The sequence below is a fragment of the Pseudomonas capeferrum genome (assembly GCF_000731675.1).
Taxonomy (GTDB): domain Bacteria; phylum Pseudomonadota; class Gammaproteobacteria; order Pseudomonadales; family Pseudomonadaceae; genus Aquipseudomonas; species Aquipseudomonas capeferrum.
The window spans coordinates 1,084,528-1,106,485 of the sequence record NZ_JMIT01000002.1; the positions used below are offsets into that span (position 1 = coordinate 1,084,528).

General features: G+C 53.8%; 17 protein-coding genes. 5 read left to right on the forward strand and 12 right to left on the reverse strand.

Features of this window, described 5'->3' with window-relative positions; all coding sequences use genetic code 11:
- Nucleotides 1-49: 49 nt before the first annotated feature.
- Nucleotides 50-2,494, forward strand: a complete 2,445-nt coding sequence (locus tag PC358_RS17425) for a TonB-dependent siderophore receptor (protein WP_033701406.1) — start codon at nucleotides 50-52, stop codon at nucleotides 2,492-2,494.
- Nucleotides 2,495-2,677: 183 nt separating this feature from the next.
- Here PC358_RS17425 and PC358_RS17430 read toward each other — a convergent pair whose 3' ends face one another.
- The gene (locus PC358_RS17430) at nucleotides 2,678-2,905 is read right to left on the reverse strand and encodes a hypothetical protein (protein ID WP_033701407.1); all 228 of its coding nucleotides are present in this window, start codon (nucleotides 2,903-2,905) and stop codon (nucleotides 2,678-2,680) included.
- A 493-nt stretch (nucleotides 2,906-3,398) separates the two neighbouring features.
- Entirely contained in the window at nucleotides 3,399-3,668 is a 270-nt protein-coding gene (locus PC358_RS27260; protein WP_081874756.1) for an HNH endonuclease, read from the reverse strand.
- A 517-nt stretch (nucleotides 3,669-4,185) separates the two neighbouring features.
- On the opposite strand from PC358_RS27260, the gene PC358_RS28295 reads away from it, so the two are divergent.
- Nucleotides 4,186-4,410, forward strand: a complete 225-nt coding sequence (locus tag PC358_RS28295; RefSeq protein WP_227697289.1) for an HNH endonuclease signature motif containing protein — start codon at nucleotides 4,186-4,188, stop codon at nucleotides 4,408-4,410.
- 167 nt (nucleotides 4,411-4,577) lie between these two features.
- On the opposite strand, the gene arfB is transcribed toward PC358_RS28295, so the two are convergent.
- Together arfB and PC358_RS17445 are read right to left on the reverse strand one after the other, a co-directional pair.
- Nucleotides 4,578-4,991, reverse strand: a complete 414-nt coding sequence (gene arfB / locus PC358_RS17440) for an alternative ribosome rescue aminoacyl-tRNA hydrolase ArfB (RefSeq protein WP_033701529.1) — start codon at nucleotides 4,989-4,991, stop codon at nucleotides 4,578-4,580.
- Between the two features lie 584 nt (nucleotides 4,992-5,575).
- Nucleotides 5,576-6,280, reverse strand: a complete 705-nt coding sequence (locus PC358_RS17445; RefSeq protein WP_033701409.1) for an AbiV family abortive infection protein — start codon at nucleotides 6,278-6,280, stop codon at nucleotides 5,576-5,578.
- A 1,267-nt stretch (nucleotides 6,281-7,547) separates the two neighbouring features.
- On the opposite strand from PC358_RS17445, the gene PC358_RS27275 reads away from it, so the two are divergent.
- From PC358_RS27275 to PC358_RS27280, 3 genes are all read left to right on the forward strand, one after another.
- Nucleotides 7,548-8,453 (forward strand): hypothetical protein, encoded by a 906-nt coding sequence (locus PC358_RS27275; protein WP_077068634.1) that lies wholly within the window; start codon nucleotides 7,548-7,550, stop codon nucleotides 8,451-8,453.
- Nucleotides 8,454-8,492: 39 nt separating this feature from the next.
- Nucleotides 8,493-9,506, forward strand: a complete 1,014-nt coding sequence (locus tag PC358_RS17450) for a ParA family protein (protein WP_033701410.1) — start codon at nucleotides 8,493-8,495, stop codon at nucleotides 9,504-9,506.
- Between the two features lie 79 nt (nucleotides 9,507-9,585).
- A complete protein-coding gene (locus tag PC358_RS27280; RefSeq protein ID WP_162181153.1) occupies nucleotides 9,586-10,386 on the forward strand; it encodes an SIR2 family protein in 801 nt (266 codons plus the stop codon).
- A gap of 222 nt (nucleotides 10,387-10,608) precedes the next feature.
- On the opposite strand, the gene PC358_RS17455 is transcribed toward PC358_RS27280, so the two are convergent.
- The 8 genes from PC358_RS17455 to PC358_RS17495 all read right to left on the reverse strand — a co-directional run bounded on the left by PC358_RS17455 (nucleotide 10,609) and on the right by PC358_RS17495 (nucleotide 21,949).
- Nucleotides 10,609-11,709: a hypothetical protein gene (locus PC358_RS17455; RefSeq protein ID WP_156056796.1), complete on the reverse strand. Its 1,101-nt coding sequence runs from the start codon at nucleotides 11,707-11,709 to the stop codon at nucleotides 10,609-10,611.
- Nucleotides 11,710-13,544: 1,835 nt separating this feature from the next.
- The gene (locus PC358_RS17460; RefSeq protein WP_033701411.1) at nucleotides 13,545-13,733 is read right to left on the reverse strand and encodes a hypothetical protein; all 189 of its coding nucleotides are present in this window, start codon (nucleotides 13,731-13,733) and stop codon (nucleotides 13,545-13,547) included.
- 85 nt (nucleotides 13,734-13,818) lie between these two features.
- A complete protein-coding gene (locus tag PC358_RS17465) occupies nucleotides 13,819-14,697 on the reverse strand; it encodes a coiled-coil domain-containing protein (protein WP_050506136.1) in 879 nt (292 codons plus the stop codon).
- An 88-nt stretch (nucleotides 14,698-14,785) separates the two neighbouring features.
- Nucleotides 14,786-17,668, reverse strand: coding sequence for a DUF927 domain-containing protein (locus PC358_RS17470; protein WP_033701413.1), 2,883 nt, complete (start codon nucleotides 17,666-17,668; stop codon nucleotides 14,786-14,788).
- Nucleotides 17,669-18,510: 842 nt separating this feature from the next.
- Complete coding sequence (locus tag PC358_RS17480; protein WP_033701416.1) at nucleotides 18,511-19,104, reverse strand: hypothetical protein; 594 nt, start codon at nucleotides 19,102-19,104, stop codon at nucleotides 18,511-18,513.
- Nucleotides 19,101-19,364, reverse strand: a complete 264-nt coding sequence (locus PC358_RS17485; protein ID WP_033701417.1) for a helix-turn-helix transcriptional regulator — start codon at nucleotides 19,362-19,364, stop codon at nucleotides 19,101-19,103. The genes PC358_RS17480 and PC358_RS17485 overlap by 4 nt, the downstream gene beginning before the upstream one ends.
- Before the next feature lie 52 nt (nucleotides 19,365-19,416).
- Nucleotides 19,417-20,373 (reverse strand): hypothetical protein, encoded by a 957-nt coding sequence (locus PC358_RS17490; RefSeq protein WP_033701418.1) that lies wholly within the window; start codon nucleotides 20,371-20,373, stop codon nucleotides 19,417-19,419.
- A gap of 289 nt (nucleotides 20,374-20,662) precedes the next feature.
- The gene (locus PC358_RS17495) at nucleotides 20,663-21,949 is read right to left on the reverse strand and encodes a tyrosine-type recombinase/integrase (protein ID WP_033701421.1); all 1,287 of its coding nucleotides are present in this window, start codon (nucleotides 21,947-21,949) and stop codon (nucleotides 20,663-20,665) included.
- Nucleotides 21,950-21,958: the final 9 nt, after the last annotated feature.

The following is a 21,958-nucleotide window of genomic DNA, read 5'->3' on the forward strand; positions in this document are numbered from 1 at the left end:
GATACCTCTTGAATCCAACCAAGAAGCATTCTCAAGAGGAACGTCAAGAGTGCCGTATCTGCCCACAACCACCTGTTCTCGACTGAGCCTTGCGGTGCGCCGCAGCCTGTTTGCCGGCTTGCTCTGCACCAGCCCACTGCTGCTTGCGCTGCCCGCAGTACCGGCTGACGCCAGCGAGCAAACACACAGCTATGCCATCCCCGCTGGCGGCCTGGACCAGGCGCTGAACCGCTTTGCGAGCGAGGCCGGTATCTTGCTTTCTGCCGATGCCCAGCTCACCGCCGGCAAGCGCAGCGCTGGCCTGAACGGCAGCTATTCCGTTGCAGATGGCCTGGCCCAGTTGCTGGCCGGTACCGGCCTTCGCGCATTCAATAGCGGTGGCAACTACACGGTGGAGGTCGCAGCGGGCAGCGGTGGCGCCCTGGAGCTGGAGGCGACCAACGTCATCAGCAACCAGCTGGGCACCGTCACCGAAGGCACCGGCTCTTACACGCCCGGCACCATCGCCACGGCCACCCGCCTGGTACTCAAACCCAGGGAAACCCCGCAGTCGATCAGCGTGGTCACGCGCCAGCACATGGATGACTTTGCCCTCAACAGTGTCGACGCGGTGATGCGCCACACCCCCGGCATCACCGTGTCGGCCTACGACACGGACCGGACCAACTACTATTCCCGCGGTTTCTCGATCAACAACTTCCAGTACGACGGCATCCCCTCCGCCGTGCGCAACGTTGCCTACTCAGCCGGCAACACCCTGAGCGACATGGCCATCTACGACCGCATCGAAGTGCTCAAGGGCGCCTCCGGCCTGCTCAGCGGCGCCGGCTCGCTGGGCGGTACCATCAACCTGATACGCAAAAAGCCCACCGCCGACTTCCAGGGCCACGCCACCCTGGGCGCGGGCTCGTGGGACAACTACCGCAGCGAACTGGATGTCAGCGGCCCGCTGACCGAAACCGGCAACGTCCGCGGCCGGGCCGTGTTTGCCTACCAGGACAAGCACTCGTTCATCGACCGCTATTCGAGCCAGAATTCGGTGTTCTACGGCATCGTCGAGTTCGACCTGTCGCCCGATACGCTGCTGACCGTAGGCGCCGACTACCAGGACAACGACCCCAAGGGTTCCACCTGGTCCGGCAGCTTCCCGCTGCTCAATTCCAAAGGCGAGCGCAACGACGCCAAGCGCTCGTTCAGCAACGCAACCGACTGGAGCAGCTGGCAGCAGTACACCCGCACGGTCTTCGCTACGCTGGAGCACGACATGGGCGACGGCTGGGTAACCAAGCTGCAACTGGACCACAAGTACAACGGCTATGACGCGCAGATGGGCGCCATCCAGTTCGACCAGCCGCAGCCCGACGGCAGCGCCGAAATCAACGCGCAACGCTACAAGGGCGACACCACCAGCGACTCCGCCGACCTGTATGTCAGCGGCCCGTTCAGCATGCTCGGCCGCGAGCACGACCTGGTGCTCGGCGGCTCCATCAGCAAGGCCCACTGGGATGGCAAGGGTTACTGGGACGAAACCTTCTCGGTACCCAACCGCGTGGACTACAACAACTGGCACGGCAACCTGCCCAAGCCCGACTGGGGGCCGGTGTCGCAGCGCACCGACGACGTGATCCGCCAGACCGGCGTCTACCTCACCACCCGCCTGAACGTCACCGACGACCTGAAAGTGCTGCTGGGCGGCCGCGTGGTCAACTACAGCCTGACCGGCCTGACCCCGACCTACACCGAGTCCGGACGCTTCATACCCTATGCCGGCGCCATCTACGACCTGAATGAAAACTTCTCGGTCTACGCCAGCTACACCGACGTGTTCATGCCGCAGGAAAACTACAACCGCGACCGCGACAACAAACTGATCGAGCCGGATGAAGGCGAGAACTACGAAGTCGGGGTCAAGGGCGAGTTCTTCGACGGCCGCCTGAACGCCAGCCTGGCCTACTTCGAGGTCAAAGAAACCAACCGCTCGGTGCCGGACGACGCCTACAACAACCTGACCCCTACCCCATCCAACTACGCGTTCAAGGGCAGCAAGGCGACCACCAAGGGCTACGAGCTGGAAGTGTCCGGCGAACTGGCCCCAGGCTGGCAGGTGCAAGGCGGCTACACGCACAAGGTGGTGCGCGACAGCAACGACGTGAAGCTGTCGACCTTCGAGCCCGAAGACCAGTTCAGCCTCTACACCACCTACAAGCTCACCGGTGACCTGGACAAGATCACCCTTGGCGGTGGCGCACGCTGGCAGAACAAGGCCTGGCAGCAGATCTGGAACAACCCCAAAGGCGTGAACGAGGACATCACCCAGGAATCGTACTGGGTGGTGGACCTGATGACCCGCTACCAGATCACCCAGAACTTGTCGGCGACGCTTAACGTCAACAACCTCTTCGACAAGTACTACTACACCAACGTCGGCTTCTATAACTCGGCCATTTACGGCGAACCGCGCAACGTCATGGTTACGACCCGCTGGAACTTCTAAAGCCCGTGCCAGCCTGGAATACCCGAATACCCAGGCTGGCCTTGGTGGGCACAACTGCCTTGCTCAAACTTCCAAAACAGCCATGACCCCCGTGGGAGCGGGCTTGCCCCGCGAACACGGGCGAAGCCCGTGCCATCCACCACAGTGCCTGCTTCGCGGGTAAGCCCGCTTGCACCGGGCCAACTAATCGCCCGGATCCTGCCCCTTCAGCTCCATCACCTTCCCACACTGCTCACTGGCCAACCGGCTAATAATCCGAATCGCCTGATGGATACCAGCCGTGTTGCGAAAACTCAGCTGCGGGTTGTGTTCGCACTCCAGCATCTCGTCATGCTGGACCAAGGCTTCGCCTAGCAGCTCGAGGGTCCAGGCGTAGCTTTGGATGGTGGCGAGGCGTTCGTGGTCAGTCATGGAGGGCCTCCTGGGGGGTGGAGGTGGCGCAGGAATGGGTGTCGATGGGGTAGAAACGGTGGGGGGTGCGGGCCGGCGCGGGGCGGCGGCGGAGAACGAATGCGAGGATCCTTGATGGATTTAAGGTGAGCATGCATGAGGTCCTTTTCGGTTGATGCACCACGCTGACCGTCGCCAAACGGTTAGGGTGGCAGCTGTACGCGGGTTGGCGAACCGAGGAAAAGGAACCCGGCAGACCCGAAGGTCTCCCACGCACAGCCGCCATTACACGAAACTGCGGACGCAAAAAAAGCGCCTGCAATCGTGATCGGGGCGCCGTTGCGCCTTTTCGTACGGGTCGCCAAACCCGGTCGCGGAATGGGCCGCGACTTGAGCAAGTTATCTGTGTGGGCTTGGTATTGCAAGGTTTGGGGTTGTGTGAAAAGTCGCCGAGCATTGTGGGGTTGCTCGCGTTCGAAAACTTCGATTCTGAGTACCAGTTATCGCTACGTACTTAAGCGGTACCGAGAACACCTAACGAATGCCACTTTCTCCGGCTGATGCGCGCTTGGACCAATGCCCTGTAAGCCTCAGGCTCTGGTACAAATGCGCGCCTATGCCGACGTAAATTACACGTCACACAAGCCGCAGCAATATTGCTAGCTGTGTCCTTACCACCATCCTGCCGAGCGGTCAGATGCTCCGCTGTACATCGAAGCTTGCTGGCTTGTTTGACGGTGATTTTGTGTATAAGGGCAAAACGCTCAACAGCATCGCGCCACATTGGATAGTCGCAATAACAGCAGCGCCCTTCTTGGCGTTCGAAGGCTATAGATCGAGATTTGACGAGGGTTTTGAGTCGCGTGGCCACGGCGGCCTCCTAAATAAATTAAGGAAGTCCGCTGATCTCTGGTGAGCTCCACACGGTACCAGCCGATTTGTTCTGACTGGCCAAACATCGAGCCTAGTGGTCTCGACAGTAGGAATCTAACTCTTACTACCACTATTGCGCAAGCATCGAAGGCGTTGCCGTTGATAGCTGGCTCCAACTGCTCGCGCCAACCGTGATTTTTTCGGTGATAGATGATCGGTTGCCGGATACCCACCAGGTCGCTGATGTGCTGTGGCAATGGCCAAGGGTTGTTGATCTCGCCAAGCTGGTTGCGTCCGATCCGAAACCGGCTGGTTTTGAGGACACATATGACGATTGCCCGGCGCCGGACTATTCGGCTTTAGGGCGTGACCTTGGGGAGAGGGTGAGCACCGTTCGGTCTCACGTGAAGCGAGACCCTAAGGTACGAATGGCTGTACTACAACGAGCTCAGTACCGATGTGAGAGATGCACTGAGAGTCGGACGTTCCCTGGTTTCTTAGACGTGCACCACATGCTAGGTGCCGAACTGTCGGATCGATTCTACAACTGCGTAGCGCTCTGCCCGAATTGCCATCGAGAAGCGCACTATGGCGAGAACCGAGATGAACTGAACAAGCAGCTCCTTGCATACGCACTCCAGTTTCGCGCGTGAGTTTTGAATCGGTAAGCGATGGGTGAGTAGGTCAAGCGGTGACGCGCACCAGCCAGGCACCGAAGCCATTTCGGTGGCATACAAAGTCGAGGACATTCTGGCCTCAGTCGCCCGTGCAGCACGGGCCTTGGGCAAGTAATTTTCATTGGTATTTCTGAAACACCACGTTAGAACTCCACCTTACCCCGCCCCGCCTTGACAGTGCTGCGCCTGGCTTTTCCTTCGAGGCGGCGGGTCTTCGAGCCAAGGGTCGGTTTGGTGGGGCGGCGTTTCTTCTCGGTCTTGCCGGCAGTGATGATCAACTCGGCAAGACGCGCCAGTGCGTCAGCGCGGTTCTGCTCCTGGGTGCGGTACTGCTGGGCTTTGATGATCAACACGCCGTCACCGGTGATGCGACTGTCACGCAGCGCCAGCAGCCGCTCCTTGTAAAACTCGGGCAGCGACGAGGCGGGAATGTCGAAGCGCAGGTGCACGGCGCTGGACACCTTGTTGACATTCTGCCCGCCTGCGCCTTGCGCGCGGATGTATGTCAGTTCGATGTCGGCATCTGGCAGATGCACGTTATTCGAGATGGTCAGCATGGCATGGCCTTTGTCATTGCCTTCCATTATCACAGCCTTCGCCGCTGGCCTACAGAACAAAAGACGTTTGACCTCAACCACAGTGGTCGAGACGCTCTACTCCGCCATTGCCAATTCGTACAACACTGCTCCCAGCTAGGACACTTGGACTGGGGTGTTTCCCTCCAACCTCAGTCTGCGGAATAACTCAGCAGCAGGTCGTAGTGAGAAAACTGGGTCATCTCAAAATTATCTCTAAACGGAAAAAACGTTATCTAGAAAAAAATCGGCTTTGCCCCCGTGAACATTGGTCCAAACCGAATCAACAGATACCCACTATCTAGAAAAGTCTGTAACGCTAAGTGGAAAACCGCGCCCTCTCAAGTCAAAAGCACGCAGATCAACAGCGTAAAAACAGCCACAAAAAAACCCGCACAAGGCGGGCTTTTTAGCAGGGCCAACAAGCGAAAAATCGCCATTGGCCAATCTGAATGTGGTGCGGAGACAGGAATCGAATGAAAGCTATCGCACCCCGTAAATATTGACCTTCGGTCTTTCATAGAAGAGAACGTATCCCTAAACGTATCCCTAAAGCTCAAGTCACCTCAGCTTCCGCCGCTTTCACACGGGTGCAGGCCACCCGCTAAGAAAGCAGCCATGCTGTTGGGGCCTTTCGCAATGAGCCCTTCTTCCTGCATGACGCGGTACCAGGCTGCAAGCGCCGCCTTCACAGCCTCCATACCCTTCTTCCACACAGGCCCAAGGTGTAGAACCCACAGCTCAAGTTCACGCTCTGTCACTGGCGCCCCTTGGCTAAGAAGCTCTGCTGTGTCCACTAGGCTTGTAGCCAGTTCCGAGTCAATCACCTGGTCAGGGATCGACCAGTTCGCTTTTTGCCCAAGACAGTCGGTGTAAAAGCCTAACTGCTTCACCTGGTCTAGGAGATATGGGTGGTCTGATGCATTGTCGTAAAGGGGACGAAAATCTTCCAACGATCTTGCGCCATCAGCTACCAAGGCCGGAAAGGTCCAGTGGCTGTTTTTGCTCGTATGAGAGCGGTAGTGCTTCCATTCTGCCTTGATCGCACTGTCTTCCAGCTCCAGTGCCATCCCTCGGAGGATAGATATCTTCGCCGCTTCCTCAATCGAAAGCGCAGCCAATGAAGCCGCAGAAGCAAAGCTCTCTGCCCCCAGTAGAAGGCGTGCGTCCTTGGCGAGTCTGGCGGCATTGGCTCGCGCTGCCGTCATGCCAGCGGCGAGCTGTGAGCAATTCAATCGTCCTTTGTAGCCGTCCAATTTTCTTGAAGCCATCTGGTGCCCCCTTCAGTCAGAGCGCATATCATTGCAGCAATCGCAAGGATCCTTCCAAGTGTGCTGAAAAATGCACAATTCACCCTGGCTCACCTTGTTTACCAGTTCACTAAGCTGGCCATCCTCCCGCTAACAAAGAACCGCGGGTTCCCAGTCCCGTATACCAGCGTTCTTCTCAGGGTCCCCCGGTCACCTTGGAAACAGAGCCCAGCACCAAGCGTCCGGAACCGGTTCTCGCTGGAGGTACTGCTAGTGGCTGGGCGGGGGATGACACATAGTTGGGCTCGGATGAAGTTTCAGGTGTAGCAGGTGTTTCGTTCGAATCAAGTCATTGATTTATATGAATATTTTTCGGTTATCGGTTTGCTATCATTCGCGTGTAACAGCTCGGCGTAACGTGTAACGGTGTTACGCAGCCGCACCGTGTGCTGACAGACAATCAAGTAACGCGGACGACGCCCGGTGGTGCCTCATATTGGTACTCGGGCGGTGGGCGTAGGGATAGCAAAGTGTCGGAATGGACCGTAACACGTCCTCAATGCGCTCATCGCTCGATCCTAGCTTTCTATGATGTGCCATCAACGGATCGGAGCACCTCTATGGTGAAGCGCACCCTCATTGGAGTAGTCGAGGCTTGCGAGCCACTGATTTGGCAAGCGCTTGAGGCGATTCGGCAAACTGATGAAACGGATGCTGCTAGCTTTCCTAGTGTATGAGGTAAACATTTGCGCTTAGGGAGATATTCGCTCGACCAAGGTGTCATTGATTTTCATCTTGTTAAGCCTGTACGCAACCTTTAGTCTTTCGTTGACGCGCTGTCACTAACACTAGTCCCACACCATCAACACTGGCGCTGTGGGCGTGTTGAGGATGTGGAATGAGTCGCTAGTTTTTAGCTGCCCTATTGCAGAAATCGAGCGACTGCGTCAGATCGCAGAATTGCAGAACGACAGTTCCAAGCTGTGAGGGAAAATTAGGTCGAAGCGTTGCTTTGCGATTCTCGTAGAATCAACTGATCGAGGTTGATCAAGTCGGCACCCGTTGTGCGCCGAGGCCAATGGTTTGCCAGCGTTGCACCCGGGAACCGCTATGCAGCATCTACCCATAGCTACTGTTCGTGAGGGAGAGTCATCGGTCAGAAGCGGACGCTCGTCCAAGTCGAAACGATATTTGCCTATGCCCGGGGATCCTCGTGTGGACGGGGTTTTAAGGATGATGTCAGGATGCTATCTTGGTTGTTGAGCGATATCACTCACCAGGAGGAGCAATGATCAAGGGACAGTCGATTAAAGGCATAGCACGCTTGATAGCTGAGGCAAAGGGCGCAAATCACGTTTTGTTTGTAGCTCAATTAGATGTCGTAGCACCAGAACGACAAAAGGAAATTGGTATTCACTTCCTCCAGAATGATGGGGATTCAATACTCGCTTCAGATGTTGGGAAAACATCAAGTTTTAATGTCAGTGGCAAGGAAATAAAACGGAAAGATCTCCCGCTAATAAAAAAAGCGATACCGCAGTATCGTACGTGGAAAGACTGGCATGGAAGAGAGCATGATGGAATTCAACATCGCACTATGGACGTCTACCCCACAGACTTTATATCTCCGCCTTCTGAAAGGTTATCGCTTAAAGAAATTGACGGCGTAATGTACGTCACCACACGCCAATTAGATTTAACGAGTGATCCAGATTCGCTAATCCATCTAGCTAATCTGTTGCTTGAGTATTTCGGTGAGTTTGAAATATTCGACTTGTCTAAGCTAAAGATATCGAGCGTACCAACGCGCCAGCTTCAGTGGGAAGTGTTGCCCAAAGGTAAATATCCTTGGAGTAAAGTTTCTGAAATTGTAGCCCCTTACTTGGTGAAACTTAGCCAATCTGAGAAAGGTGTGATTGAGCATAGAATGCGAGAAATTTCAAAGTACGAGCCAGACTTTATAGCAACAGGCCGTAGCGGGTACTCGGGGTATTTTGTTTATGGCTTTACATCAAAAAGAATCTATTTTTTAGAAAGCAGACATCTAAATAATGCTACATATATATTTGGCGATGCGTGGGAAGAGCTTTCATCTTTGTCGAAAGAAGAGATTATAAATGGTGGGCACGAGCACTCAAGAGTAATCCATGACAAGAACTGGATCTCAAAAGTTAGGAATTTTTTACGAGCGTAGAAGTCTTTTTTGAACAGGTTATTTATTAAGGGATGTAGCATGAAAGCTTTTTGTGTTTTCAACAACAAAGGCGGAGTTGGCAAAACCACTCTGCTTTGTAATTTGGCTGCCCATTATTCTTTAAGGAGTGGCAAGAAGGTCCTTGTGGTTGACGCCGACCCACAGTGCAATGCTACGGCATATATGTTCAAAGAAAAAGTTCTTGATGATCTATACGCTTCATCTAAGGATGGGGAAACGATTAATCAATTGGTGACTTCACTAAAAAAATCGAAAGGCTACTCTGAGATACCAATTAAAAGAAGTGAGTCTTTTGGTGTCGATGTTGTGCCCGGAGACCCTAGATTTTCTTTGGCGGAAGATTTTTTGGCTAAAGATTGGGTGGATGCTACCAGCGGGCAAGAGCGAGGATTAAAGACAACTTTTCTTTTTAGGGCACTACTCGAGTGGGCTTCTAAGAAAAAGTATGATTATGTCTTTTTTGACATAGGTCCTTCTCTTGGCGCGATTAATAGAACCGTTCTTTTATCGTGCGACTATTTTATTCTTCCTATGTCATCGGACATCTTTAGTTTGCGTGGCCTTCAGAATATTGAGGTTGCGATAACCAGTTGGACAAAAGGTTTGGAGCGTGGGCTTACTAGTTATAAAGAAGATAATAATGAGGATTTTCTGTTTGATGGTTTGCATCAACGGAATCCTCAGGGGATTAAATTTCTTGGATACGTCACTCAACAGTACACTGCTAAAACTGTTGCGGGAAAAAAGCAACCCGTTGATGCCTATGAAAAAATAATCAAACGCATCGGACCTGCAATCAAGAAGAGCCTGATAGAAAAAATTAACCAAGGAAAGGTTCTAGAGTACAAGCTTGGGGAGATTCCTTACTTTAGTAGCCTAGTTCCCATGGCCCAAACATCGACAAAGCCAATCTTCATGTTAAAGTCCGCGGACGGAGTCGTTGGTGCGCATTTCGATAAAGTGAAGCAATTTGAAAAGGTTATTTCCGATATTGCTGCCAGCTTAACTAAAAACATGGATGAAGTTATTTAATATGTCAATTTGGCCTAACGAATTAGTTCATTCGATTGCTTGTAGGCGCTGTGTGCTTTTTTTTGGCGCTGGCGTATCTATGAACTCTGTAGGAAATGGTGGCGTAAGGCCTCCCAGCTGGGCAAGTTTCCTAATGGAAGCCGCGAGCCAAATAGGTGCTTCAGGAAAAAAAATAGTAAAAGAAATTAACTTGCTCATTAAATCTGGAGACTACCTAACTGCTGCCGAGGTGATACGAAACGAAATAAAACGGGAGAAGTTTACCAACTTAGTGAAAGCTCGATTCCATACGCCGGATTTTAAGGCAGCTCCGATACATAAGACACTTTTCAATTTGGACCTGCGTATTGCAATTACGCCAAATTTTGACAGTATTTACGAAACTGCAGCAGGAGAACGTGGGGCGGGGGCACTGACAACAAAAACATATGATGATGATGATATTGCAGATTGTTTGCGCAGGCACGAAAGGGTTTTGATAAAAAGTCACGGAACTATTTCGTCACCCAATAAACTGATTTTTACGAGAACCGATTATGCCAAGGCTCGAAACTCACATGTTCAGTTCTATGAGCTTTTAGACGCACTCCTTCGCACTCATACCTTCGTTTTTATAGGTTGTGGTGTTAGCGATCCTGATATTAGGTCGTTATTAGAAAACTACAGATACAGACACCCTTATGGGCAGAGCCATTATTTTGTAACCGCATCCAAAAATTTCTGTTCGGAGGTTAAATTCGTACTGAGTGAGTCGCTAAAAATAAATTTCATAGAGTATGCTGCGACTAAAGATCACGCCAATCTGTCAAAAGAATTAGAGTCTTTAAAGGAACTGGTCGAGCTTGAAAGAATTGAATTGAGTAAAAATCAAGCATGGTGATGCGCCGTAACTTTCTACACAGCGTTCGCCGATGGCCGGAAGCTGTCGGGGGGGGGCGAGCGAATCTGTTTACCAACAGCTGCTTTTTTGGAGGCAGCTGTGGGTAAGACGCAGAAATCGTGCAACAAACTAATCTGTCGTATTTCAACTCTAAGCAACATGAATCATTGCTGGGTGCGTAGATCATGATGTGAGTGAAAATGGGTTGACGCCTCTATTTGACTACATGTTTTCTTTGAGGTATTTAGCCATTTCTTCGAAGCCACTCACCACGGTGCAGGACAGAAATCTGTCCAATCCAATTCGCTTGTCGGATAAGAGGGTTGCAAATTTCCTGTCCGTAAAAAGCGCATGGGCAACGGGTAGAGCGGATGCCGCTACCATGAAGTCGTTTGGATCTCCATTCTTGTAACGGCGGTTCGGGTCAAATCGCATCAAGCCATACAGCGAGCTAAGAATACGCAATGTCGGCAGTGCTTGCGAAGTAGGTTCTTGCTTCCAGAGGCTCATAGCTTTTAGTGTATCTAAAGTGATTTGCTTATGATCCAAGGGTTTGTTCTCATTAATAAACCAGGCTTCGATTCCACCTTTAAGCTCAAGAAAAATACCCATGTTTAAATTTGTCACTTCGGATTGATGCCTAATCTTGCCATCATTGAGGTTGGCAATCCCACGCGAATTATCCCATTGTGCACCTGGCGTACTGCTGGCGATTTCCAGTTGGATGGAAAAGGGGATTTCATATTGAGCATCAAAAAAAGCCTTGTTGAATGTGATTTGATCAACAAAACCCTGAACGTAGGCTGGTAATGAGATAGTCGGTATTCCGATCATCTCGATAGGGCTGCAGAAAAAACCTTCCAAGTCTCCTGTTTCACTATGGTTTAATTTTCGGAGCATCTCCAATTCAGAGCCTACTCGGTCATGGTAGGAGGTGATACAAAGCCCTTGGGAAAGCTGATCAACTAGTATCCTTAGCACTCCTTGAGTGACTGGATCAACCATTGATGCTAGTTCAAAATAGGTCGGGACGCCGATAGGGAACGCGAATTTCCCCGTTTGAGCGGCTTGCTCAATGCTAGCTCCAAACTCTTTCATTGCTACCGTCAAGGTGGGCTTGCCCTGTCGAAAATCGGCTAAACACTTCCAGGCGAGTGTGTCTAGATAAATTAGTTTGAATGAGCTGGCATGGGTGATTTTATCTTTGCGCCGCTGTTTGACGTGTTCAACGAAGCTTACTTCGGGATGGCTTCGATGGACCTCAATGTATTGATCCAAACGAGCGACAGATTTTTGGATGGCTGATTCGATGAGCTGCGACATTATTACTTAAACTAGTCCTTTATTAAAAGCGTGACGCGCTGTAAGTTGATTATAGATCGCGAGAGGCTTAGCGTCCCTGCCACTCAGATCCTGCGACTTTCAATCTACTGTTTGCATCCTCTACTAGAGAGGCATTACCAGCTTTTCAGGCGATTGATACTATTGGTCCTGCTCTCTCGATTCAAGTGTGCACACATTAGCACACAGATGGTATGGGTACAGCTTCGTTTTCCTACTTGGAATGACCGCTTATGATGCAGGTTCTGTGACACCCTCCGGCGCGACCAGACCGGTTAGAAAGGGCTCAGCGCTCAGCGCTTCTACGCGAGTTCTGGGCTACTAAGTATCCGAGCTTCTATAAGTTTCACGCTCGCTCGTGCTTTCAAAGAACCATTTGGTTTTTCACACAGTCTGGGTCGATAGCGGAAAATTTGCAACGGCTGATATAGACCCTAAGATGGCTGTGGCGGCAGTTGGACGCCGGCCAAGGTGCAGTCAATCAGGAAGCGGACATTCGTTTAGTGCTCTGTCAGATAGGGCATTCTCTTGAGCTGTACCGCCATCGCCTCTGGGGCACGCTATATTTTGCGCAGGATGTCTTCACCTATGCGCCATACGTACCGGCAGCGCTGATATTTGTGCGGCGGTAAACGATGCCAAGCGCCAGTCGTATAGGAATAGCTGGTCAACGTTGGCATAGCTGGCCACCAGTTTGGTGAGGCGCTTATAGCCCTAAGCTAGCCCTAGTTCTACACACATGCTGGAAGTGCAAATATCGCACATTATATCGGTCTCAGCAGGCGTTCTGATCTAGCACGCAGGCGAGCCAAGTTTTGCCCTCGCCGGCGGAACTGCCGATGATAAAATTCTGGCCACCGCGAAGCCATTGGCCGGTGCCCAGTTGGAGGCTCAGCCTTCTCCGGTGAGCGAATCTTGCGGTAAGCGATGTTTTAAACAAAAGCGTTGTGGCGCAGTCGGGCGGCTTTGGTGCGGGACATTGGGCTTGCGTTTTCAGCCCAGTCAGCTCGCAATAGGGCATGGCATTCCTCGGAGCTCAGATCATTTATGTCGGACGCCACACTTTGCTAGCCCAGGACGTTGAACATACCGCACAAGCGCAGGTCTTTCAGCTTGTCCAGGTCGCCAGAACTTTGAAGCTTCATTCTCGGATCAGTGGTTATTAATTGAGGCCGCGCAGGTTGATGCATTCGTCGGGCAGCAGCGAAACGTTTTGCTAGGTCAGTCGCAGTGATTCCAGCGTTTGATACAGTGCCGACTCGAGGATTTTTAGCTGCACGCACCAAGTGCTAGCTTTTGATAGCAATCGGATTTCAGCCTCTGTGCTGTTTGCCCAAGTGCAGGATGCCCAGGCAGGTATGGAACCATGCAGGGGATAAGGAGTTCTAGGCACTTGACGGTTACACCCAACAGCGTTGTGGTCAGTCAGCCCAACGGATCATCAACTACGGCATCCACTTTGCCTGCTCGCGGTAATCTTGCGAACGAACAACTGATGCGGAGTTCCAGAGCTAGTAACTCTCAAATTTTAACCATGGATATCGCTCCACGACGACCTCCTCGCTTCCAGAAAAGAGGCCGGTGCTAGTGGATATCTGCCTGAGCTTGGGTCGGCTTAGTGAAAATTTACTGTAGAATTTCTCATTGAGTTCGTACCAAATTAGCCGGGCAATTTCCAAGATCAACCATTAACAATACACTAGACAGGCGGTTTTTATTTGGCTAGTGGTAAAGCAGGCTTAACGATGATAAAAATATAAAAACTATCATCTTAGTGCCTATCCTGTGCACCTCATAAACCGGGGGGGGCTAGGCGCTTAGGGTCCTCTCTCAAGTTGCGTTTCAATGCATTCGATCATGGCGTTGTTCGATTCAATTGATAACAGCTGCACCTTGGAAAAGGTCTTGTAATCTCCAATAGCTAGATTGTTGATTTCTATCAAATGGAGCCTCCGCTCCCGGAGGGCTTCATTCAATGTCTTTTCTTTCTTTTCTTTTGCTTTCATATCGAAAACTCTATTCGCTTGCATTGGGAAATAGGTGGGTGCCGAGCATATTATAATCTATCGCCGTTATACGCCCGGCACCTTATCAAGCCGCGCTATCGACTTGCGCGGCCCCTGTGATTTTAATGTCGATGATCTGTGAAGGAGAGTAGCTTCTGCTCAGTTTCGCGATGTCTTGAGCGTCCCAATTGGTAAATCCTTCTGTCTGACTACCTACTTTGAAACCCAGGAATGCCATCTGTTCGTGCCCCATGTAGCATTTCGCTGCATACAGCTGTGCCCCTACGTCCAAAAGTTGCTTCGCCGATACATCCCACTGTTCTTCAAGGCGCTCTTTAACCAACAAAACTGCTGAGCGCTCCGCTTTAAGAATGTTCTGAACTGCCTCCTCAATGTGCGCATCAATGGTCTCGATTTCTTGCTCCATCGCAGTGATGATCAAGGCTTGTCGACGCTGGTGCTCCATCGCTGAGCTCAGTGTCTTCGCCGCCTTCTGCGCATCATCGGCTGCTTTCTTCTCACCCTCAATGTCGCTCCATGCCACTGCTTGAGCGTAGGCGCGCGCAGCCTGTTCCTCGGACTGGCGGGCATCAGCAATTACCTTCTCGGACTGGCTCTTCGTTTCTGCCAACCGCCTGGAGAGGGCTTTTCGCTTTCCTTCGAGATCAATTTTGTCGGCTGACCAGCTTTCCATGGTTTCTTTGTATTCTGCCATTAGCGCGGAGCTGTTGGCTTTCCGGTCGTACCATGCGATGTCCTGGTCAATGGCGGAGATCTTGTATTCGATATCGCCGACTTTTGACTTTGCCTCTCGCAGGCGGACAAGAAGGTCATCGCCGGCTGAGGTCGCTGCGAAGCTTGAGTCACTCAAGTGCACTTCCCATTGAGCGATTTGCCCTTCTAACTCCTGGAGCTCTGTTTGGTGGTGGCTGCGCTCGGCATTCAGTTTTTCAAGGCTTTTCATTGATCTGTCATCCATAAAGTTGATGTGTGAGTTGAGCGGCTGGCGAGGCCGGGCGTGCCGGCGTATGCCTCATGTGCAAGGGCTGCTATCAGGCAGCCGCAGCCTCAGCCAAAGGCGCTTCGGGGTTTGGCTCACTCAGCACCACATAGCAGCGCTGCATCCCCATGCCAGGCAGTCGCACAGTGCAAGACGCCTTTCCGTCCTTGCCGCTCTGTAGAACGCCTCGCTCTATCAACTCGCGATTCACGGCTGTGATGTTCATTCCCCGGAACACCTCTGATCGCCATGCCTCGGGGAGTACGTAGTAAGTGATCGTGGTGTGCATGGTGTCGCCCACGCCGTGTTCCATGGTTTTGCGGAACCCCAAACGGTCTATCGTTCGTGGGCCATGCTCATCAGTCTTGGCGGCGATGGATTCCCACCGCGTGAACCGGCTCTCGCCGAAACGCTCGATGACCTGGCGCAGGCGCGCCATAATGGCTTCACCTTCCATGTTTCCAGCTCCGCCGCGCTCCGCCAGCCAGGCATGCAGGCAAACGCGGGCCGCTGTCAGCGCAACGCCATCCGCCCATCCGGTCACGCCCAAGGCGGTGGCCAGCTCGCCAGCAGCACCAGCCAAGCCGAACCGCATTGCCGCACGCTGCACCTGACCACTCGCTGAAGCTGGTAAGTTCTGCGCAATGAACTGCTCGACCGTGCGGCGTAAAATACTGATCCAACCCGGCAGCTTACCGGGCGTGCACACTGCCTCCAGGAAAGCCGTCAGCGGTGTACCGTAGAACTTACTCACTCGCAGCTTGAGAGCGTCCGAAAGCGCCGCTGCATCCTCGAACCCGCAAAGGGTGTCGAACATGCCCAATCCTTTACTAGCGTTCGCCGGCACCGCCAGCATGCGCACCTCCATGCCGGCCTTGAGCTCCTTGTTGGCCTCAGCCATGTGCTGCGCCAGCGTCTTCTCGCCGGTCGAAAGGAACAGCAGGCGCCACTCCTGTACGGAACGACCTGCTTGTCCTCGATCATTCGCCCGGGCTTTGCCGGTGCCGTTACCCAGCATGTAGACGGTCTCGCCGATAATTCGAGCATCACACATGCCGATTTCGTCAAGGATCAACAGTCCATCGGAGTGCGCCGCCGCTATCGACTCCAAGGCGTTATCGGTTGATCGCCAGGAACGCACCAGCCGTGGTCCGCCGTAAACCGACGCGGCTACTTGCAGATGCGTGGTCTTGCCGCCCGAGCTATCGCCATACAGGTGGAAGCCACCTGACTCGTGGCCAAGAAGATGAAGCAAAGGGCCGGCAAAGGCAGTGCTGACTACAAACGCCAAGCGATGGTTACCAACACACAAGGCGCCGATCTGGCTCTGCCACTGCTCTAGAGTTCCCGCCTCGTTGATTGGCGGGAGCTGAGCGCCAGCGTCATAAAAGTGCAGGTGCTCACCATGCTGACCGATCTGGCGATCAGGCAACAGGAATGCGTTGTTGTGCCAGCCTAAGCGGGTAACCAATCGTGCCCGCTGTGAGCTGTCGAAACCCTGCAGGTAACTCTGCAGGTCATTGCGCGCATGCCGGCCTGACCTAGAACCTGCTAGGCGCAGCCCCATGTCGACCAACGGACCCAACACGTCTTTTCCGAAGTCGCCTGTCATGGTCCTGGCCGGGATGTTCCAGCGCTTCTTTTCACCGTCGGGGTCATCGAACTCGACGAGTAGACCCCAGTTGTGTCCCTTTTCGTCGCGAGTGCGCGCAAGAATTTCAAGTGGTGAACACACAGGGCGAGCGTCACCATCTTCGGTGGCGTAGAACACACCGTCTTCTGTCAGGCGGAAGCCCGTCGGGAGAGTTTCCCGGCTGGGGCGGGTCTTAGCTTTCGCCGCTTTGCTTGGCTTTGCATCAGCGACCTCGACAGCCAGTGGAGAGCTTTGATTCGAGCCGCCGAACAGCTCACCGCTCTCAGCAAGCAATGCGATATGTGAGGCAGTCCAGCCCTTTTCCAATGCATCGGCGGCATCATCTCCGTCGCTCCAGCGCCCGCCTTTGGCAAAACCCGGAGTTTCACCCTTGAGCACGGGCTTGCGCTTGAACACTGATAGATCGATGGTGCGTACCTCACAGCCCATTTCCGCCAGCTTGGCAGCCACCGCCTGCATACACTTGGTACCGCTGTCATCGTTGTCCGGCCACATCAGCACCCTACGACCCTGCAACGGTGTGAAGTCCGCCTTATGCCAAGAGTTGGATCCGTTCGGCCAACAGGTGGCCACGTGTGTGGGCAAAAGTGCCTGGGCTGCATCAGCGGCCTTCTCGCCTTCACACAGAATCACCGGGGCGTCTGGCTGTTTACTCAGATTATCCATGCGTAGCAGAGGGCGTGGCTCAGCTAGCCCCTGCCAGCGCCATTGAGCCGGCCCTTGCGCGCCACGCACGCACCAGGTGAGCGGCGCAAATACCTTCTTGGTGGGTTCATCTTGACTGCCGGCGACATCGAAGCGATAGAGAACCATCAAGGGCTCGCCTTGCCCGTTGCGGTAACACCAAGCTTTCGATGGAGCGCCGTGCTGTCGATGCTTGCTTGGACATTTCGCCATCGCTTCAGCGGGAATCGGCAGTACTGCCTGCCACTCAGAAACGGCGGACTTTTTCGCCGGTTGAGTAGCGATAGCCGCGCTTGGATCAATACGCAGAAACTCCACCAGCTTCTGGCATGCATCAACGTCAGAGCAGCTTTCGAGATAACCCACCAGGTCGATCAAGTCTCCGCCTTTGTCGCCCGTGGCAAAGTCAGCCCACGTGCCCTTAGTCAGGCTGATTTTCAGAGAACCTGCGTGCTTGTCATTCCGGGTGGGGTTCGGTGCGGTGTACTCCTTACCGCCATCTACCCGTTTACCGCCTGGCAACCAGTTAGAAAGGACTTGGTCGATTGACTTGAGGGAGGCGTGTTTGACTTCGGAAAAGCTGGGGCGCTTGCTCATTTGCCCGCTCCATGCACCAGCTGGTACGTGGACTTGTCGCCGTGCAAAGCCAGCGACCGAATCAGTCCCACTGTCCCTTGGACGTCCCAAATAACATTCGCTATTACTGAGTCAGACAACCTCTCAACGTCCGGACCGGAATTGAACTGTGCCATGAGCAAGTGCAAAACGGCGTCGACGCGGGAACAAGCCGCAGTGATGGCATCAATTGGCACACCCACAGCATTGGTGGCGCAAACGGATAGAAGGTCTTCGGGGAGACGCCCCTCAAGCCCCTCGGATGCAGGTGATTTCATTGCGCACCCCCGACGGTTTCCAGGGAGCGAGCAATGCTCATATGACGGTTGTAGCGTGCGAGGCGGGTAGCAAGGCTGGAATTTGCGTGTAGAGCGGCGAGAGCCATTGCCCGGTGTGCAGCGGCGCGAATTTTGGACGGATTGAGGGCGTGCATGTGAAGCTCCTATTGTTGAGGAGCTGCCACGGATCGTCGCCAAACGATTAAGGGTGGCAGCTGTACGCGGGTTGGCGAACCGGGACAATAGGAACCCGGCAGACCCGAAGGTCTCCCACGCACAGCCGCCATAATGCAGACATGCGGGCACAAAAAAAGCGCCAGCAATCGATATGGGGGCGCCTGTGCGCCTATTGTTTCTCGGGTCGCCAAACCCGGTCACTGAATTTGCAGCGACGGGAGCAGCATAGCGGCTCGGTTTGATAAGAGCAATACGCGAGGCTTGCGCGATCACGCACGACGTCATAGATTGAGGGGGCATACGAATGTACCTCTAACGCCTCCGGTTGCAGCCGGGGGCGTTTTCGTTTGAGCAGTGAGGCCGGTGCTGTCAGTTGCCGGATGTCAGTGGGTGCGCTTCGCCTTTCAGCCAGGCGAAGATCCTTGCGTCTTCCTTGCACCGGCGGCGGTACTCTTCTGTGAGCCACTCTCCACGGTTTGCAACGCACTCAGCCACGAAGGTATCCAGATCTGTCTGGTCTCGTCCGAGCGCATGGCTTTGTTCGCTGGTGACTTGCTCTTGCACCAGGTCATTCGCTACCCAAACGTTCCAAACCTCTGGATCGTTCGAATAGGGATAGCTCTCATCGGTGAACCAGTAGGTAACCCATTCGGCCAGCTGGCACGATGTGAGGCACGAGCGGCGCTGTTTATCCATCGCGAAGGGCCCATCACCGTGAATGGTGGAGAACTCGCGACGGACCTCATGCTTTCGCATGAAGGCGGGCATCTCCCAAGGATTAGCGCGGAGTGGAATGACTAGGCCATCTGGGTTGAAAAAGAACGCCTCTTGGGATTGGCCGTTCCAACTCACGCCAGCAATGATGCGGTGCCGCCAATTGATATCCCCAGGCTTGTAGAGGCAGAACGCTGCACCATATGGATCATGGAATGGGCCAGTGAAGTGATAGCGGCGCATACTCATGCTGCCACCCGATCACGAGCCTGAATGCGGCTGCGCGTCCATGCTTGAACCTCGGAAAGAACCCAAGCTACCGGGGCGCCCCGGGCGGTGCTGTTGCTCAGTTTCACGGGCAGCGGGAAGCCACTCTCGGCCTGCTGCATCAGCTTGTAGATCGTGGGGCGGGCCAACCCTACGATGGCCATCACTTCCGTGATGCGTATCAGAGTGGTCTGTGGGTCGCGCCCAGAATGGAGGGAGGTTGCTGCGGAGAAAGTGGTCATAGTCGTGCCTATATCTACAGAGACAGGCACAGACTAAAAACTCAAAAACGAATCAACACGGTCCGCTCGTTTTTCTTTTTTTCCTAGGACCGTACTCTCCCAGCTCTCTGAGATTTTCCCTAATCGTGTCCCGCGTCCCGAGTCCCTCTATACCGACTAGCATGGACAGCAGCGCCTTAGGCTCAATTTTAGGATGGGCCTTCTTAATACGCTCAACGGCGGCCCGGGTGAGCTCCCTTTTCTTCGCCTTTCCATCTTGAGTAGCAGTACCTGGCCGACTGTTTCCCTTGCCTGCCAAGCGAGCCCTTTCAGAGTTTTTCACGGTGTAGATTTTGTCGATCATCTTTGGAAAAAAACTACCTGGCTGAAGCGTCCCAGAGCTCAACGCGACTTCAGACTCGCGATAAAGGTCAGCAAGCATCAACACCTTTTCTGACTCAGCTACCCACTGGGCAAAAGTCTCCCTCACCTCAGCTTCCCTGCCGGGTTGAGTACGACGTTGACGCTCAACCAAGGTATGGAAAAACTCGGCATCATTCAGCCTTAGGTATTCGGCTAAGTCAGGGTTGATGTCGTACACGTTGAGCTCAACATTCAGCAGCCAATCAGCCAGCTCCTGGACAGCGTCCAGCGCTTGCGCGAAGGCATAGCTCGCGGCCATACGAGAGCTGGGAATAGCTTCGACTTGACCTATCACCTCACGCACTACATCCGGCAGCGAAAACGACTGTGCGTAGCACAATCGCTCGTAAATGAGATCTCGCTGCCTGAACGTCTCATTGATTATCCGCCTTGCCTGGCTGGAATACCCCAAGCCTTCTTCGAGCCAATATGAAGCTGCCTCGTTTATCACATCGAATGCCTGGCGAAAGTGCTCACGAAACGCAGGGAAAAGTGCAGCTTCCGCTACGGCATCCTCCATCAAATGGATCTCATCGAGCAGGCTACTGATATCAGTATTCGCAAGCTCGAACGTGAATTTCTCCACCTCATTTTCGGACCAGATCACACCCCACGCCCCCTTGATCGAAAACGGAGCCTGCGCGTTAGATGATCGCTAAGTTGCCGACAGGGCCGAGAGGCAACAATGGTGCGAAACACCATATAGCGTTGATACACCCGCTTGTCCGCATGGACCGGCAATGTGTTTCCAATCCGGAGGCTAGGATTTTCAACGGCTCCACCGCCCCCGAAACACGAGTTACACATGAAACACCCCGATTGGTGGCTGTGATCCACGAGCACTGACGACCGTAACGCATCGCTGGGGCCCGATGCCTCATGCGTTTCTTGAAATCTCAAACGTCGCTCGCTCGGTTGGCAAAGTCGTACGGGGTGATCGCTTCCACTCGATTGGCGTCCAAATAATCTGCCCACCACTGCACCATGAGCCTTCGCTCCTGAATGTGTTCTGCTTTGTGGATATACGCTGCGCGCACCGTGTTTCGCTCCTGATGGCTCATCTGTCGTTCGACGGCGTCTTTACTCCACAGCCCCGACTCAACGAGTGCTGAACAAGCCATTGTCCTGAAACCGTGGCCGCACACCTCTGACTTCGTGTCATACCCCATGCGTCGAAGGGCCTTGTTGACGGTGTTTTCGCTCATGGGTTTCCAGTGATGGTGATCGCCTGCAAATACCAAGTCGAATCGGCCGGTGAGATCGCGGATTCGCTCCAAGACACCAACTGATTGGCGGCTGAGCGGTACCAAGTGTGGCGTGCTCATCTTCGAACCACGATGGGAGTTCTTTACTCCCTCGATAGGCGCGCGCTCACCAGGTATTTCCCACATCAACCTTCCCATGTCGATCTCCCCCCAGCGAGCGAACCGGAGCTCACTGGAGCGTATAAACACCAGCAAGGTCAGTTGCACCGCGAGCTTGGTCAGGCCGCGCCCGCTGTCGGCATCTATCCGCTGGAGAAGCTCAGGTAAGCGCTCGAATGACAATGCAGGCCGGTGCGCTGTTTTGCGGGTAGCCGTGGCGCCTTGCAGATCGATCGCAGGATTGAAATCCAGATGGCCATGCTGAACCGCCATGCGGAGGATGCCCGTCATGTACTGGCGTAGGCGTGCAGCCGTATCCAAGGTATCCCGCTTTTCTGCCGCTTTCAGCGGAACAAGTAGATCCCGTGTTTTCAGTTCCGCGACCGGACGATCACCGAGAGTGGGCAACAGGTGGGATTCAATGCGTCGCCAAACGGTGGAGGCATGACCAGGTGTCCACTTACGAGCGCAGGCCGCATGCCATTCCTGTGCAAGCAAACGGAAGGTATTCGACCGGGCGTTTACCGCTTCCTGTTTGTCCAAGCGAGCCTGCTCGATGGGGTCTTTCCCAACAGCAAGAAGCTCAAGCGCCTGAGCGCGTCGCTCCCTGGCCGCTTTCAATCCGAGCGCCGGATAGTTGCCAAACGTAGCTAAACCATCACGGCCATCAGGTTTGGTGTACTTCATACGCCAGGTCTTGACCCCTGACGGCTTCACTAGCAGGTAGAGGCCTTTACCATCGAACAGCTTGTAGTCCTTCTCCCGTGGCTTGGCCGCATCACATTTGGGATCGGTGAGAGGCACCACTGTGCGCGCCATAGGGATACG